At 73.2% G+C, this 14,259-nt stretch carries 17 protein-coding genes; 5 read left to right on the forward strand and 12 right to left on the reverse strand.

Annotated elements, in window-relative coordinates:
• Positions 1 to 3 precede the first annotated feature (3 nt).
• Genes VM324_16445 through VM324_16465 form a run of 5 tightly spaced genes read right to left on the reverse strand, consistent with a single transcriptional unit; the run spans position 4 to position 4,777 of the window.
• Positions 4 to 567, reverse strand: a complete 564-nt coding sequence (locus VM324_16445) for a type 1 glutamine amidotransferase domain-containing protein (GenBank protein HVM00881.1) — start codon at positions 565 to 567, stop codon at positions 4 to 6.
• Positions 564 to 689 (reverse strand): hypothetical protein, encoded by a 126-nt coding sequence (locus VM324_16450; GenBank protein ID HVM00882.1) that lies wholly within the window; start codon positions 687 to 689, stop codon positions 564 to 566. Before VM324_16450 ends, VM324_16445 begins: the two co-directional genes overlap by 4 nt.
• 16 nt (positions 690 to 705) lie before the next feature.
• A complete protein-coding gene (gene glgA / locus VM324_16455) occupies positions 706 to 1,902 on the reverse strand; it encodes a glycogen synthase (GenBank protein HVM00883.1) in 1,197 nt (398 codons plus the stop codon).
• Entirely contained in the window at positions 1,899 to 3,134 is a 1,236-nt protein-coding gene (gene glgC, locus VM324_16460) for a glucose-1-phosphate adenylyltransferase (protein HVM00884.1), read from the reverse strand. The genes glgA and glgC overlap by 4 nt, the downstream gene beginning before the upstream one ends.
• A gap of 41 nt (positions 3,135 to 3,175) precedes the next feature.
• Positions 3,176 to 4,777 (reverse strand): hypothetical protein, encoded by a 1,602-nt coding sequence (locus VM324_16465; protein ID HVM00885.1) that lies wholly within the window; start codon positions 4,775 to 4,777, stop codon positions 3,176 to 3,178.
• Positions 4,778 to 4,946: 169 nt separating this feature from the next.
• Between VM324_16465 and VM324_16470 the strand changes: the two genes are divergently transcribed.
• Both VM324_16470 and VM324_16475 read left to right on the forward strand, forming a co-directional pair.
• The gene (locus VM324_16470) at positions 4,947 to 5,837 is read left to right on the forward strand and encodes a fumarylacetoacetate hydrolase family protein (protein HVM00886.1); all 891 of its coding nucleotides are present in this window, start codon (positions 4,947 to 4,949) and stop codon (positions 5,835 to 5,837) included.
• A 79-nt stretch (positions 5,838 to 5,916) separates the two neighbouring features.
• Positions 5,917 to 7,122 carry a cupin domain-containing protein gene (locus tag VM324_16475; GenBank protein HVM00887.1) on the forward strand — a complete coding sequence of 402 codons (1,206 nt, stop codon included), beginning with the start codon at positions 5,917 to 5,919 and terminating at the stop codon, positions 7,120 to 7,122.
• Here VM324_16475 and VM324_16480 read toward each other — a convergent pair.
• The 4 genes from VM324_16480 to VM324_16495 all read right to left on the reverse strand — a co-directional run bounded on the left by VM324_16480 (position 7,056) and on the right by VM324_16495 (position 8,895).
• The gene (locus tag VM324_16480; protein HVM00888.1) at positions 7,056 to 7,799 is read right to left on the reverse strand and encodes a hypothetical protein; all 744 of its coding nucleotides are present in this window, start codon (positions 7,797 to 7,799) and stop codon (positions 7,056 to 7,058) included. The genes VM324_16475 and VM324_16480 overlap by 67 nt on opposite strands.
• A 59-nt stretch (positions 7,800 to 7,858) precedes the next feature.
• Complete coding sequence (locus VM324_16485; protein ID HVM00889.1) at positions 7,859 to 8,086, reverse strand: hypothetical protein; 228 nt, start codon at positions 8,084 to 8,086, stop codon at positions 7,859 to 7,861.
• 76 nt (positions 8,087 to 8,162) lie between these two features.
• Positions 8,163 to 8,651 carry a DUF456 domain-containing protein gene (locus VM324_16490; protein ID HVM00890.1) on the reverse strand — a complete coding sequence of 163 codons (489 nt, stop codon included), beginning with the start codon at positions 8,649 to 8,651 and terminating at the stop codon, positions 8,163 to 8,165.
• A 22-nt stretch (positions 8,652 to 8,673) separates the two neighbouring features.
• Positions 8,674 to 8,895 carry a hypothetical protein gene (locus VM324_16495; GenBank protein HVM00891.1) on the reverse strand — a complete coding sequence of 74 codons (222 nt, stop codon included), beginning with the start codon at positions 8,893 to 8,895 and terminating at the stop codon, positions 8,674 to 8,676.
• Here VM324_16495 and VM324_16500 point away from each other — a divergent pair.
• The gene (locus VM324_16500; GenBank protein ID HVM00892.1) at positions 8,894 to 9,496 is read left to right on the forward strand and encodes a hypothetical protein; all 603 of its coding nucleotides are present in this window, start codon (positions 8,894 to 8,896) and stop codon (positions 9,494 to 9,496) included. The genes VM324_16495 and VM324_16500 overlap by 2 nt on opposite strands.
• Positions 9,497 to 9,569: 73 nt before the next feature.
• Here the strand turns inward: VM324_16500 and VM324_16505 are convergent, their stop codons facing one another.
• Positions 9,570 to 10,646, reverse strand: coding sequence for a glutamate--cysteine ligase (locus VM324_16505; protein HVM00893.1), 1,077 nt, complete (start codon positions 10,644 to 10,646; stop codon positions 9,570 to 9,572).
• The gene (locus tag VM324_16510; GenBank protein ID HVM00894.1) at positions 10,646 to 11,833 is read right to left on the reverse strand and encodes an amidohydrolase; all 1,188 of its coding nucleotides are present in this window, start codon (positions 11,831 to 11,833) and stop codon (positions 10,646 to 10,648) included. The genes VM324_16505 and VM324_16510 overlap by 1 nt, the downstream gene beginning before the upstream one ends.
• Before the next feature lie 125 nt (positions 11,834 to 11,958).
• Between VM324_16510 and VM324_16515 the strand changes: the two genes are divergently transcribed.
• Both VM324_16515 and VM324_16520 read left to right on the forward strand, forming a co-directional pair.
• Positions 11,959 to 12,864: a sigma-70 family RNA polymerase sigma factor gene (locus VM324_16515; protein HVM00895.1), complete on the forward strand. Its 906-nt coding sequence runs from the start codon at positions 11,959 to 11,961 to the stop codon at positions 12,862 to 12,864.
• Positions 12,865 to 12,960: 96 nt separating this feature from the next.
• Positions 12,961 to 13,539: a phosphatase PAP2 family protein gene (locus tag VM324_16520; protein ID HVM00896.1), complete on the forward strand. Its 579-nt coding sequence runs from the start codon at positions 12,961 to 12,963 to the stop codon at positions 13,537 to 13,539.
• Here the strand turns inward: VM324_16520 and VM324_16525 are convergent.
• Positions 13,523 to 14,038, reverse strand: coding sequence for a YetF domain-containing protein (locus VM324_16525; GenBank protein HVM00897.1), 516 nt, complete (start codon positions 14,036 to 14,038; stop codon positions 13,523 to 13,525). The genes VM324_16520 and VM324_16525 overlap by 17 nt on opposite strands.
• Positions 14,039 to 14,259: the final 221 nt, after the last annotated feature.

The following is a 14,259-nucleotide window of genomic DNA, read 5'->3' on the forward strand; positions in this document are numbered from 1 at the left end:
GCCCTATGGGGCGCGCGGCAGGCCGAGGGCGGCGAGCAGCGCCTTCATCCAGGGCCCGAGGTCGGAGGGCGTGCGGGCCGAGATGAGGTTGCCGTCGACGACGCAGGGCTCGTCGACCCAGTCGGCGCCGGCGTTCACCATGTCGTCGCGGATCGCGCCGACGCTCGTCGCCCGCCGCCCCTTGATGATGCCCGCGGAGATCGGCACCCAGCCGGCGTGACAGATGAACGCGATCGGCTTCAGCGCGGCGTCGAAGTCCTCGACGAGCGCGCGGACCGCCGGGGACCTCCGCAGCTGGTCGGGAGCGAAACCCCCCGGGATGACGAGCGCGTCGAAGTCCTCGCCGTCCACCTGGTCCACGGTCGTGTCGACCTCGACGGGACCGTGGCCCCTCTTGCCCGTCACCGGGTCGGCGGTCAGCCCGGCGACGGTCACCGCGACGTCCTCCTCGCGCAACCGGTAAACGGGATAGAGCAGCTCCATGTCCTCGAAGAGGTCCGCGGCCAGGACGAGCACGTGAGGTTGTGTGCGCATGCGTTCGGTGTACCCGCCCGCTGCCGTCGTCACGCCGCCGCGCATGGACGTCGGCGTCGATGCCCGGTCGGGCCGGTGTCGAGCTTGAGGATGTCCGGGCGCAGGCGTTCCTCGCGCTCGTCGACGCTGCGTGCGCCGACGCGACGCAGGCCCACGCCCGGGTCCTGCCGCTCAGCGTGCCTCGAGGCCCTCGTAGAGCTCCACCGTGCTGCGGGCGATCGCCGTCCAGCTGAAGTGCTCGACGGCCCGCGCGCGGCCCGCCCGGCCCATGGCCCGCGCGCGGCCCGGATCATTGACGACCCTGTCGATCGCGGCCGCGAGGTCCCGGGCGAACCGCTCCGGATCCGCGGGTGAGCCGAACGCGTCGTCCCCCGGCTCGAATGCGACGAGGTGCCCGGTCTCGCCCTCGACGACCACCTCAGGGATGCCGCCCACGGCCGATGCGACGACGGGGGCCTCACACGCCATGGCCTCGACGTTGACGAGGCCGAACGGCTCGTAGATCGACGGGCAGCAGAACACCGTGGCGTGGCTGAGCAGCTGCACGACGTCGGGTCTTGGGAGCATCTCGTCGATCCACACGACCTCCCGCCCGCCGCGCAGCGCCTCGACCCGCCCACGCACCTCGTCGGCGAGCGCGGGGGTGTCCGGGGCGCCGGCGCAGAGCACCACCTGGATGTGCGGCGCGAGGCGGGCTGCGGCGTCGAGCAGGTGCACGATGCCCTTCTGGCGGGTGATCCTGCCCACGAACATGACCGACGGCCGCTCGGGGTCGACGCCGTGGCGCGCGAGGACGTCCGTGCGCGGGTCGGGGGCGTACACGTCGGTGTCGATGCCGTTGTGGATCACCGTCACCCGGTCGGGGTCGACGGCGGGGTAGCAGGCAAGGATGTCCCCTCGCATCTGCGCGCTCACGGCCACGACGGCGTCCGCGCCCTCCACGCCGGTGCGCTCGGCGAACCGCGACAGCGCGTAGCCACCCCCGAGCTGCTCGGCCTTCCAGGGGCGCAGCGGCTCGAGGCTGTGCGTCGTCACGACGTGCGGGACGTCGTGGGCGAGCTTCGCGAGGTGGCCCGCGAGGTTCGCGTACCACGTGTGGCTGTGGACGACGTCGCAGCCGTCCACGCCGGCGACCATCGCGAGGTCGACCGAGAGGTGGCGCAGCGCCTCGACGTGCGGCGCGTCCCCGCTCAGCGCATCCCATGGTGCGTACGCTCCCGCCACGAGCGGGTCGGTGCGCGGCGCGCCGAAGCAGTGCACGGCGACGTCGACGAGCCCGGCGAGCTCGCGAGCGAGGTGCTCGACGTGCACGCCGGCCCCCCCGTAGACCTCCGGGGGGTACTCGCGGGTCAGCAGGGCGACCCTCATCCCGGCACGTGCTGGCCCTTGCCGATGACCACGACGCCTGCCTGCGAGACCGTGAACCGCTCGCGGTCGGCGGCCGCGTCGACGCCGATGCGCGCGCCCTCGGGGATGCGAACGTTCTTGTCGACGATCGCGTTGCGGACCACGGCGCCGCGCCCGACGTCGACGTCGTGGAGCAGCACCGACCCCTCCACCTCGGCGTGGGAGTGGACGAACACGCCGGGGGACAGCACCGAACCCCGCACCGTGCCCCCCGACACGACCGCCCCCGGGCTCACCATCGAGCTGAGCGCGACCCCGCGGCGGTCGGGCTCGTCGAAGACGAACTTCGCCGGCGGGGTCGGCGGCACCCAGGTGTGGATCGGCCAGCGGCGGTTGTAGAGGTTGAAGATCGGATGGACGGACACGAGGTCCATGTGCGCCTCGTAGTAGGAATCGAGGGTCCCGACGTCCCGCCAGTAGGCGCGGTCGCGGTCGGTGGCGCCCGGCACGTCGTTTCCGGCGAAGTCGTAGACGTGCGCCGCGCCTGCGTCGACGAGCATGGGGATGACGCTGCCGCCGATGTCGTGCGCGCTCTGCTCGTCGCTGGCGTCGGCGGTGACCGCCTCGACGAGAACCTTCGTCGTAAAGACGTAGTTGCCCATCGAGGCGTACACGTGGTCGGGGTCACCGGGGATGGGCTCGGGGTCGTCGGGCTTCTCGCGGAACGCCGCGACGCGGGTGCCCCCGCCGCGCTCGAGCACGCCGAACTGGTTCGCCTGCTCGATCGGCATGGGGATGGCGGCGACCGTCACCCCGGCGCCGCTTGTGATGTGCTGGTCGACCATCTGCCGGGGGTCCATCCGGTAGATGTGGTCGGCACCGAAGACGCACACGTAGTCGGGGCGTTCGTCGGCGAGGAGGTTGAAGTTCTGGTAGATCGCGTCGGCCGAACCGGCGAACCAACGCGGGCCGCGGCGCATCTGCGCGGGGACCGGGACGACATAGTTGCCGAGCAGCGGCGACAGGCGCCAGGTGGTCGCGATGTGGCGGTCGAGGCTGTGGCTCTTGTACTGGGTGAGCACGACGACGCGCCGCAGGTCACCGTTGATGAGGTTGGACAGGGCGAAGTCGATGAGCCGGTAGACCCCGCCGAACGGCACGGCCGGCTTGGCACGGTCAGCGGTCAGCGGGGCGAGGCGCCGGCCCTCACCGCCGGCGAGGACGATGGCGAGCACGTCGGGCTGGTCTGGCACGGCCTCACCCTAGCGAACTAGCGACCGAGCGGCGCCAGGGGTCACGCGAAGTTCGCGGCGAGGTCCTCGACGAGGCGTTCGAGCTCGGCGGGGCCGGTGACCGCGTGCTGGGTCACCCGCCGCCCGTGGTCGCGGAGGCTGCGAAGGTCTCCGAGCGCCTGGGCGCGCACGAGCGTGGCGAAGTCGTAGTCCCGGCCGGGGATGGCGGGCCCGGCGGGGGGCGCGTCGACGATCTGCAACGCCACCACGGTGGCGGGTCCGCCTTTGTGCAGCTGCCCGGTCGAGTGCAGGAAGCGCGGGCCCCACCCGACGGTCGTCGCGACGCGGCGACGGTCGCGCACGATGCCCCGCAGGCGCGCGAGCGCGGCGCCGTAGTCGGCGCGGGCCGGCAGGTAGGCCTGCAGGGCGAGGTAGTCGCCGGGCTTCAGCGTGTCGAGCAGCGCAGCGACGTCACCCCTCTCGGGCTCGGGCAGTCGCCCGCCGGCGTACTCGGCGAGCACCATCCGGGTGTTCGTCTTCGACTCGGTGACGTTCGGCTCGTCGAAGGGGTTCACGCCGAGCACCGCACCAGCGAGCGCGGTGGCGATCTCCCACTGCACGAACGCCCCGCCCAGCGCCGTTCGCTCGTCGAGGTCGAGGGTGAGCACCGGCTGGCCGGCGTCGGCGAGCGCGGTCGTGTCGGGGCCGACACCGCCGAGGCGGTAGGCGACGAACGCCCGGTCTTCCCCGTAGACCTCCGGCCCGCCGGGCGGCTCACCGACGACGGGCACGATGCCGACGCCGTTCTTGCCGGTGGACTCAGCGACGAGCTGCTCGACCCAGTCGCCGAGGGACGCGACCGGGTCGGGCAGCAGGAGGGTGAGCTTGTCCCGGCCGCGGCGGGCAAGACCGCCCATGAAGGCGGCGAGCTGCGCGGCTGGGTTGTCCTCGAGGGCCACGCCGGGTCCGCACCGTCGCGCCATCGCGCCACCCGACTCCCACACCGCGTCGATGTCCACGCCGACGAGGGCGGCCGGCAGCATCCCGAACAGCGACAGCGCCGAGTAGCGCCCGCCGATGTCGGGCCGGTTGTTCCACACCGCCCGCCACCCCTCGCCGCGCGCCTGGGCGTCGAGGTCCGAGCCGGGATCGGTGATCGCCGCGAGGTGCGCGGGCCCGGGGACCAGCGCGGCCGCGTGGGCAGCGACCGCCCGGGTCTCCTCGGTGGTCCCCGACTTGCTCGACACCACGACGAGCGTGTTCGTGAGGTCGCTGTCGTCGAGGGCGGCGGCGATCGCCTCGGGGTGCGTGGAGTCGAGGACGGTCAGCTGCGACGCGGCTGCCTCCCCCGCGAAGGTCCGGCTGAAGACCTCCGGTGCGAGGCTCGAGCCGCCCATGCCGGCGAGGACCACCCGCGCCAGCCCGTCGGCGCGCACCGCCCTGGCGAACACCGGCAGCCGCTCGCGCCACTCCGGATGGCCGCCGACGACGTCGAGCCATCCGAGGCGCTCCATGATGTCCTGCTGAACCCCCGGGCTCATCGACCACACCGCGGGGTCGCGGTGGAACAGGCGGCTGACGGCGTCGAGCTCCCCCAGCTCCCTGAGCGCCTGCCGGATGGGCTCGAGGCGCATGAGCACGGCGGTGTCGGGCGCGGCCGTCATGCCGCCGTACCGCGTGGGTGGCGGATCGCCGCCGTGTCGGGGAAGTCTGGCGTTCGCTGTAGGGGATGTGGCAGCCGGGCAGCCGACCGCCATGCGCGTGAGGTAGCCATGGCCGGAGCCTAGCGGTGGCAGGCTCGGGGGGCGATCGACGGGTTTGAAGGGAGCGAGCATGCGGGTGGCGCGCTGGCGCGACGGGACGGGAACGGAGTGGGTTGGCACGCTCGAGGAAGCGCGCCTGCAGCCCGTGGAGCGGGTCGAGGGAGCCCGGCAGGGCGACGCCGCGGTGGTTGCGCTGGCGAGCGCCGGCGCCCGACCGGGCCTTGCGGGTCCACCCGTCGACCCTGGCGGCGTCCGCCTCCTCGCGCCAGTGCGCCAGCCCCCTTCGGTCCGCGACTTCTCCGCCTTCGAGCAGCACGTCGCCACGGCACGCGCCGCCCGCGGCGAGGCCGTCCCCGCCGAGTGGTACGACCTGCCGGTCTTCTACTTCTCCAATCCCCACGCGGTGCACGGCCCCGACGAGGAGGTGCTGCGGCCGCAGACCACGAAGCTCGACTACGAGCTCGAGGTCGCCGCGGTGATCGGCCGGGACGGGCGCGACCTCGACGAGGCGGGCGCCCTCGCGGCCATCGCCGGCTACACGATCTTCAACGACCTGTCCGCCCGTGACGTCCAGGCCCGCGAGATGCGGGTCGGGCTCGGCCCCGCGAAGGGCAAGGACTTCGCGAGCGTGCTCGGGCCGGTGCTCGTCACCCCCGACGAGCTCGACGGCAGCCGCCTGCGCCCACGCGCGGCGATGATCGCCCGTGTGAACGGGGTGGAGTGGTCACGCGGGGAGCTCGCCGACCTGCACCACACGTTCGCCGACATGATCGTGCACGCCTCCCGCGACGCGGTCGTCCGCGCCGGCGACGTGATCGGGTCGGGCACGGTCGGGACCGGGTGCATCCTCGAGCTCGCCGCCGCGCACGGCGCGGAGCGCTACCCCTGGTTGGCCCCCGGTGACGTCGTCGAGCTCGAGGTCGCCGGCATCGGGGTGCTGCGCACGCCGATAGCCGGCTAGTGGGGCTCCGGCCCGGGTCGGGGCGGGCGCCCGCGGGTCGGCGCTCGTCTACCCTTGGGTCGTCGAGGGAGGCTGCGAGATGCCGTACTACCGTCGCGTGGGTGAGGTTCCCCGCAAGCGCCACACGCAGTTTCGGCGGCCCGACGGGGGGCTGTACGCCGAGGAGCTCGTCGGGGCGGAGGGCTTCTCCTCCGACGCGGCGCTGCTCTACCATCAGCGGATCCCCACGGCCATCGTGGCGGCGGAGGCGCTGTCCGCCGAGCCGGACCGGCTCACGCCGAACCATCCTCTGAAGCCCCGCCACCTGCGCACCCACGCGTTGAAGACGGGCGGCGACGCCGTGGGCGGGCGCCAGCTGCTGCTCGCGAACGACGACGTGCGGATCTCCTACGCCGCGGTCGACACCGCGAGCCCGCTGTACCGCAACGCCGTCGGGGACGAGCTCGTCTACGTCGAGTCGGGCACGCTCACCCTCGAGAGCGTCTACGGGTCCCTGCCCGCCGGGGCCGGCGACTACGTCATCGTCCCCGCATCGGTCACGCACCGCTGGGTGCCCAACGCCGCCGGCGGCGCCCCGGCGCGCCTGCTCGTCGTCGAGGCCACCGGCCACGTCACGACGCCCGACCGCTACCTCTCCAAGCGCGGGCAGTTCCTCGAGCACGCGCCCTACCACGAGCGCGACCTGCGCGCCCCCGGGGAGCCGCTGATCGTCGAGGACGGAGAGACCGACGTCGTCGTGCGCCACCGTGTCGGCCTGACCCGGTTCACGTACGCCGCGCACCCCTTCGACGTCGTCGGCTGGGACGGATGCCTGTACCCCTATGCGTTCAACATCGCCGACTTCGAGCCGATCACCGGCCGGATCCACCAGCCCCCGCCGGTGCACCAGACCTTCGCGGGGCCCCGGTTCGTCGTGTGCAGCTTCGTGCCGCGCATGTTCGACTACCACCCGCAGGCCGTCCCCGCGCCGTACAACCACGCGAACGTCGACTCCGACGAGGTCCTGTTCTACGTCGGGGGCAACTTCATGAGCCGGGTGGGCGCGGGCATCGAGCTCGGGTCCGCCACCCTGCACCCGGCCGGGCTCACCCACGGACCGCAGCCGGGCAGCGTGGAGGCCTCGATCGGCAAGGAGGCCACGGACGAGACCGCCGTCATGATCGACACGTTCCGCCCCCTCCACCTCGGCCCGGCGGCGCGCTCCTGCGAGGACGAGGGCTACGCCTGGTCCTGGGCGCGCGGCCTCGCGGCCGGCGAAGCCGCCCCGCCCGAGTCGATCGCCTGACCCGAGCCCGCCCGGGGGGCGAAGGTGCCAAGGCGCAGGCGCAGCGCCGCTGTCAGGGTGGGGGAGCGGCGGACCCGGAGCCAGCGCACAAGGTGGTCGTTCGGGAAGAACTCCTGCCAGTCGCGGCCGCGCGGGTCGCGGCCGAGCACGGGCTCGAGCGCGTCGAGGGACGGCTCCAGCGGCCCGAGCAGCGAGCCGTCGAGGCGCAGCTCGAGGTCGACCCACACGGGGTCGGCCATGGGGGGCCGTCCGGCCCAGGCGCCGTCGAGGCGCTCCCGCCACGCGCGCTTGTCCTCGCGCCGCCCCGGCTGCGGCAAACGGTACCCGGTGGCGTCGAGCAGGACGGGCCCCGGCGCTCGGCGCCGCCGCAGCGTCGCGACGCCGAGCGGCTCGATCACCACGCCGGGGAAGGTCCCGTCCCGGCGGGTGGCAAGGACGGCGTCGAGGCCCGCGAACCCCTTGCGGCAGACGCCGGCGTCGCGCAGGCCGGCGAGCGTCTCCTCGGCGAGGGTGTCGAGGTCGACCCACCGTGCCGGCGGGAGGGTGAACGCCAGGGCGATGCCGTCCGCCGGCGGAGCACCCGCGGCTGCCGTGCTGACGCGCTCGCGCCACGCCGGCCCGGAGCCGCCCCGGCCACGGCCGGTGGGGCGCCCGGCGACGTGGATGGCGGTGCTCACACCGGCGTCTCCGTCGCGGCCGCGCGGTCGGGGGGACGAACGCCGCGGCGAACCACGCCTCAGTCGGTGCGGTCGGTGCCCTCGGCCGCCGCGTCGAGGACGGCGATGAGCATGGGGTCGACGACGAGCTCTCCGTCGTCTCGGCCCGGCTCCCGCCGCAGGCGCCAGCCCACCGCGGTGGCGATGTACACCCGCAGCAGCCCGTCGCCGTCCCGGCCGATGACGACCGTGCGCGTGGCGTGCGCGACACGCAGCGGGAGCGATCTCGCGGAGGTGTAGACGGTCATCACCCGACTCTTCGACACGCAGCGGTCTCCGATTGAGTAACGAGCGGGACGCCTTGACGGTTCGGGTCGCTTCGGCTCAGCGGCCGAGGAGGACCCAGGCGATCCAGCACCCGATCATCATGACGCCGACGCCGAGCTCGACGAGCGCGCCGAGGCCGAACCCGATGACGACGCCCACGGTGACCTGCCAGGCGGCGCGCGGGTCGCGGAGGCGGGCGGTCTCGGCCAGCCACACACCACCGACCGCCCCGACGGGCAGGCCGAGGACGGGTATGACGACGAAGCCGACGACCGCACCGACCAGGCCCGCCAGCAGGCTCGTGGTGGGCGCACCACGGCGTGTGCCGCCCCGGTGGGGCAGCACGAGCTTCGCGACCGTGCCGACCAGGGCGAGCACGCTCATGGCGGCGAACGCGACCCTACCCACGGTGCCGAACCCCGCGATCAACCCGTACACGAGCCCGGCCGCCCACACCAACGCGAGACCGGGCCACACGGGGACGACCGTGCCGGCCAGTCCGGTGAGCATGACAAGGCCGACGAGGACGACACCGAGGAGGCTCACCACCGCCCCCGGCCCCAGGTGGTCATGCCGCGCAGGATGCCAGACCGCCGGTGCGCCCGCGCGCCGCAGCATCGACGTCGCCGAGCCGGCGCCATCGTTCGGCGGCGACTGCGCCACGGCCCTGCGCGAACTCGCCGGCACCTACGATCGACGGATCATCGAGATCGTCGAGCAGGGCCGCGCCGGCGTCGACACGCTCGTCGAGCCGGGCCGCGGCTGCCCGACCCCATAGGAGGAGCAGCATGTTCCTGCGCATCGTGCAGGCCCGATGCACCGACGAGCAGGCGGTGCGCCGGCTGTGGAAGGAATGGGCCGACGCCGCCGCGACGATCTCCGGATGGCTGGGCTCCACCGGTGGGGTCACCCGCGAGGGGACCTTGTTCCTGCTGTCGCGCTACGACTCCGCGCAGGCCGCCCGCGCACACGCCGACAGCGCGCAACACGCCGCGTGGCTCGAGGCGGCGGGCGCCGGCCTCGACGGGGCCCCGACCGTCCGGGAGACCGCCGACGTGCACGCCGTCGGCGACCCCGAACCGGCCGAGGCCGGCTTCCTCCAGATCATGGAGGCCCGGGTGGCCGACCGCCGACGGTGGGAGGAGATCGAGGAGGGTCTGGCCGACGCGTTCACCGCACACCGGCCGGACTTCGTCGGGGGCTACCGGGCATGGGTCTCCGCCGATCGGGTCTGCGCGGTGGACTACTTCACGTCCGAAGCCGAAGCCCGCGCAGGCGAGGCCAAGCCCCCGCCGCCGGATCTTCAGGCGGGGTTCGAGCAGTGGATCGCCATGCTCGACGAGATCGTCTGGCACAACATCGCCGACCCCTGGATCGCCACCGTCCCGTGACCCCGGGCGCCGGCCTCGGCCTGTTGTGCCCGGACCGGCCAGACGTGCGCGGTGCGGTGCCAGCCGCGAGCGTTCACGGGGCGATGGAAGCCGTCTCGGCGCAGATGAAGTCGACGACGTCGGTCAGCCGTTGGCGTCGCGCGAATGTGCGGCGCTGGCGCCGCGCGCCGGTTCCCCGCGCGAACGCCGCTCCGACGAGCTCCGCCACCTCCGCGTCGTCGCCTGCCTCCTCCAGGGCGGGGCGCACGTAGTCGACGAAGGACGCGATGAGGCCAGCCGCCGGCACGGCCCGGACCGCCACGACGTCGGCGAGGTCGTCTTCGAGGCCGTAGCGGGCGGCGCGCCACTTCGCCCCCCGGATGACCTCCGTGCGCACAGGCGGGGGAGGATCCCCACGCACGACCTGCTCCTGGCAGGTGCGCGCGAGCGCACGGGTGAGGGCGGCCTGGAGGACCGCCTCGTCGACGGTCGTGCAGGCGTCGGCGACGCGGAACTCGAGCGTCGCCTGGTGGGCCGACGGGCGCACGTCGTAGTAGATCTGGCCGGCGTCGAGGATGGCGCCGGTCACCACGAGCGCCTCGGTCACCGCGTCGTACTCGGCCGCCGACGAGAAACACTCAGGCACGTCGGTCGTCGGCCAGTGCCTCCAAAGGATGGAGCGGTAGCTCGCGTACCCCGTGTCGATGCGCGACCAGTACGGTGAGCTCGCCGAGAGCGCGAGCAGCGCGGGAAGCCACAACCGGGCGTGGTTGCCGACGGCGACGGCGAGATCCCGGTCGGGGATGCCGACGTGGACGTGCAGGCCGCACGTCGACTGCTCGCGGGCGACCTGCTGATGGAGCTGCCCGATCGCCTCGTAGCGCGGCGTGGCGGTGATCTTCGCGGTTCGCCAGTCGGACAGCGGGAGGGTGCCGGCAGCGGCGATCCGGCTGCCCGCGGCGGCGGCGGCACGAGCCGCCGACGCCCGCAAGCGCTCGAGCTCGGCACGGACCTCTTCGAGGGTCGTGCACACCGCCGTGGTCGTCTCCACCATGTCACGGTGGAGCTCAGGCTCGACGTCGGCGTCGTCGAGCCCCTCGGTCGCGGGGCCGCGGGTTACCGCGTCGACGACGTGGAACTCCTCTTCGACGCCGATGGTCAGGGCAGCCATCAGTGGTCCAGCAGCCGCCGGATGGTCTCGGCGAACACCGCGACGCCCGCCGGCAGGGCGTCCTCGTCCAGATCGAAGTCGGGGCTGTGGTGGGGCGCGACGAAGCCTTTTGCGTCGTTGCGCACCCCGAGGCGGAACATGCACACCGGCGCCCCGCGCTCCCTGAAGGCGAAGAAGTCCTCCGCCCCGAGGGACGGGTCGGGGTCGAGGACGACGCGCTCGTCGCCGAGCACCGCACGTGCGGCACGCTCGACGATGGTGGTGAGCGCCGGATCGTTGAAGCCGGCCGGGTAGCCGCGCTCGACGCTGACCGTCGCCGTGGCGCGATGGGTCGCGCACACGGCGCGCGCGACCTCATCGACGCGCCGCAGCAGCAGGTCACGGATCTCTGGGTGCGACGCGCGCATCGTCGCCCCGAGCACGACCGACGGAGCGATGACGTTGGGTTTCGTGCCGCCGTGGATCGTGCCGAACGTCACGACGGCCGGCTTGACGGGGTCGACTTCCCGGGTGACGACGTGGGCCACGGCCATGACGATCTGGGCGGCGATCGGCACGGGATCCACCGCGGTGTCCGGATGAGCCGCGTGCCCACCGACCCCCCGCACGGTGATCGCCACGTTGTCCGTCGAGCCGCTCACCGCGCCGCTGCGCAGCCCCACGACCCCGGCGGGATGGTGGCTCGACACGTGCAGGGCGACGATCGCCTGGGGCTCGGGGTCGTCGAGTGCGCCGGCGGCGACCATCGGGGCCGCGCCGCCACTGCCTTCCTCCGCGGGCTGGAAGTACAGGGCGACGGTGCCCGGCAGGGCCTCGACCGACACGAGCAGCTCGGCCAGTCCGAGCAGGACCGCGACGTGGGCGTCGTGGCCGCACGCGTGGGACACGCCGTCGACCTCCGACCGGTAGCCCTCGCGCCCCGCGGCCTCGGGGATCGGCAGGGCATCCATGTCGGCGCGCACGCCCACGCACCCGCCCTCCGCGCCACGGATCACTCCGACGACCCCGGTGGAGGCGATCCTCCTGTGCGGCACGCCGAGGTCTGTCAGCACCGACTCCACGTAGGCGGCCGTGCGGTGCTCCTCGAAGGCGAGCTCGGGGCAGCGGTGCAACGCTCGGCGATGCGCGCGTAGCCGTCCCCGCAGGTCGTCCGCCGCAGCGGACACGGCAGCGGTGTCGAAACGCAACGTCGTGCTCCTCCTCTTACCGCTGTCGCAGATCACCGTGACCACGCGGGAGTGCCCCGTCGGAGGTCCTTGCAATCCAACGGGTTTGGATGGGTGCGCGGATGGCGACACAAATGGGCATGGACATGCCCGAGGATCTCCTGGACCTCTACTTCGCCGACCTGGGCGACCAGCCCCTTCTCTCGCGGGAGGAGGAGACGCTCCTTGCGCAGCAGATCGAAGCGGGCCGCGAAGCCGACGAGCGGCTCGCCACGGACCGTGACATCGATGACGCCACCCGGGCGGGACTCGAGAGGGAGGCCGAGCGCGGACGCCGGGCCTTCGACCGCTTCGTGTCCGCCAACCTGCGGCTGGTCGTCGCGGAGGCGAGCAAGTTCGGCCGCCGCTCCCACCTCGGGCTCGACGAGCTCATCCAGGAGGGCAACCTCGGGCTCATCCGCGCCGTGGAGAAGTTCGACTGGCGGCGCGGGTTCAAGTTCTCGACCTACGCGACGTGGTGGATCCGCCAGGCCCTGCAGCGGGGCACCGCCGACAAGGAACGCACCATCCGCCTGCCCACCGCGGTGCACGCCAACCTCATGAAGGTGCGGGCCGCGCAGTCCCGGCTGCGGGCCGAGCTGGGCCGCCCGCCGTGCCTCGACGAGCTGTCCGACGCCACGCACCTCACCGAGGGCCAGATCCGCCAGGTGCTCGCGGCGGACTTCGCCGTGCTGTCCCTCGACAAGCCGATCTCCGAGGAGGACGACGCCGCCGAGCTCGGCGCCCTCGTGGCCCGCACGTGCGACACGCCCGCCGAAGAGGTCATCGACCGCCTGTTCATCGCGGGGGTCCTCGACACGGCGAAGCGTGAGCTGCCGCAGCGCAACTGGTACGTGCTCTGCCGCCGGTACGGGCTGGAGGGGCAGGAGCCGTCGACGCTGCAGGAGGTCGCTCAGGAGCTGGGCGTCTCCCGTGAGACCGTCCGCAAGATCGAGCAGCAGGCCCTCGGGCAGCTGCAACGCGCCATCGAACAGCCGCTCAGCCCCGTGTAGGCGGAGCGCAGCGCCCCCGTCACCGCGGGGGCATGTCCCGAGAAGCGCACCTGAGGACCCGTCCAGCACGCTTCGGGAAGCGGTGAGAGGCCCAAAGTGACCAGCCCCCTCGTGCAGCTGCGGACAAGTCGGATGCAGTCGGGCGAGGACGCTCTCGTCACGCGCCTGCTCGGCAAGGGCTCGCGGAAGGGGTCCACTCTGCCCGGCAGGGCGGGCGACGTCATCCAGCACCCTCCGGTGTGGGCGAGCTTCGCGGGCATCCTCGCGATGACCGGGCCGGGGGGGCGGCGTGCGGCGCTCAGGGGAGCAGTGGGCTACGCAGCGGCGACGCTGCTGCATCTCCCGCTCAAGGGCGTCACGGGAAGAAGCCGACCACGGGGGGCCGGGCTGTTCCACCTCGGCCCGGTGACGTCGTCGTTCCCCTCCGGGCACGCAGGCAGCGACCTCGCTTTCGTCCTCGCCGCCGCGCAGGAGGCCCCCCTTCTCGCCCTGCCCCTGACCGCGGCGACCATGGTCGTGCACTGGTCGCTGGTGCGCAGCCGGTCGCATTACCCGAGCGACGTCTTCTTCGGCGGCGTGCTCGGCATCGCGGTGGTGGTGGCCATGGCGAGGGTGTGGCCGCCGGTGCGCGGGCGTTCGGGCTCCACCTCCGTGTCCCTCAGCCCCAACCACTGACGTCCGTGAGGGTCGACCGGCGCCCGTCGGCGGGCGTTTGCGTGATGACGCTCAGCGTGCCGTCGGTCTCGAGGACGACGGCTGCGACGTCGTCGATGGAAGCGACGCCCTTCTGGCGCAGCACCTGCAGGACCTCTGCGCGGGTGACCCGCTGGTGACCCAGGGCCGCGTCGAGCAGCCGGCCCTCACGGACGAGGAGGGTGGGGCGCGCCTTCACGAGCCGCTGGAAGGCCCCCATGCGCACCGACAGGAACGCGATGGCGTACTGGAGTCCAGCAAGCAGCCCGAACGCGGCGGCACCGCTCGCCAACGAGACGTTCGGCGACACCGCGACGCTGGCAAGCACCGACCCCAACGCGACGGTCACCACGAGGTCGAAGGCGTTGAGCTTCGCGAGGGCGCGCTTGCCCGACACGCGGACCACGAGGAGCAGGATGAGATAGGCGAGGGGCGCGACGACAAGGGTGCGGGCGAGGGCGGGCCAGTCTTGGAACACCATGGACGCTGCGTACCCGTCGGGGGAGCGCGTGCACCACTGCTCGGCTCTTTCTGCGTCACGTCAGCCCGTGTGTCAACCTGTCCGGTCGGGTAGGTCCCACGTATGGATGGCTCTGCTCCGTCACGAGGTGAAGATGAGCCCCGAGACGGCTCGCTCGCTTCTGCAGCTGCCCGTCACCGCAACGTCCGCCGACGTCGAGCGCTCGTTCCGGCGCTTGGCAC

It is taken from the genome of Egibacteraceae bacterium (assembly GCA_035540635.1).
Taxonomy (GTDB): Bacteria; Actinomycetota; Nitriliruptoria; order Euzebyales; family Egibacteraceae; genus DATLGH01.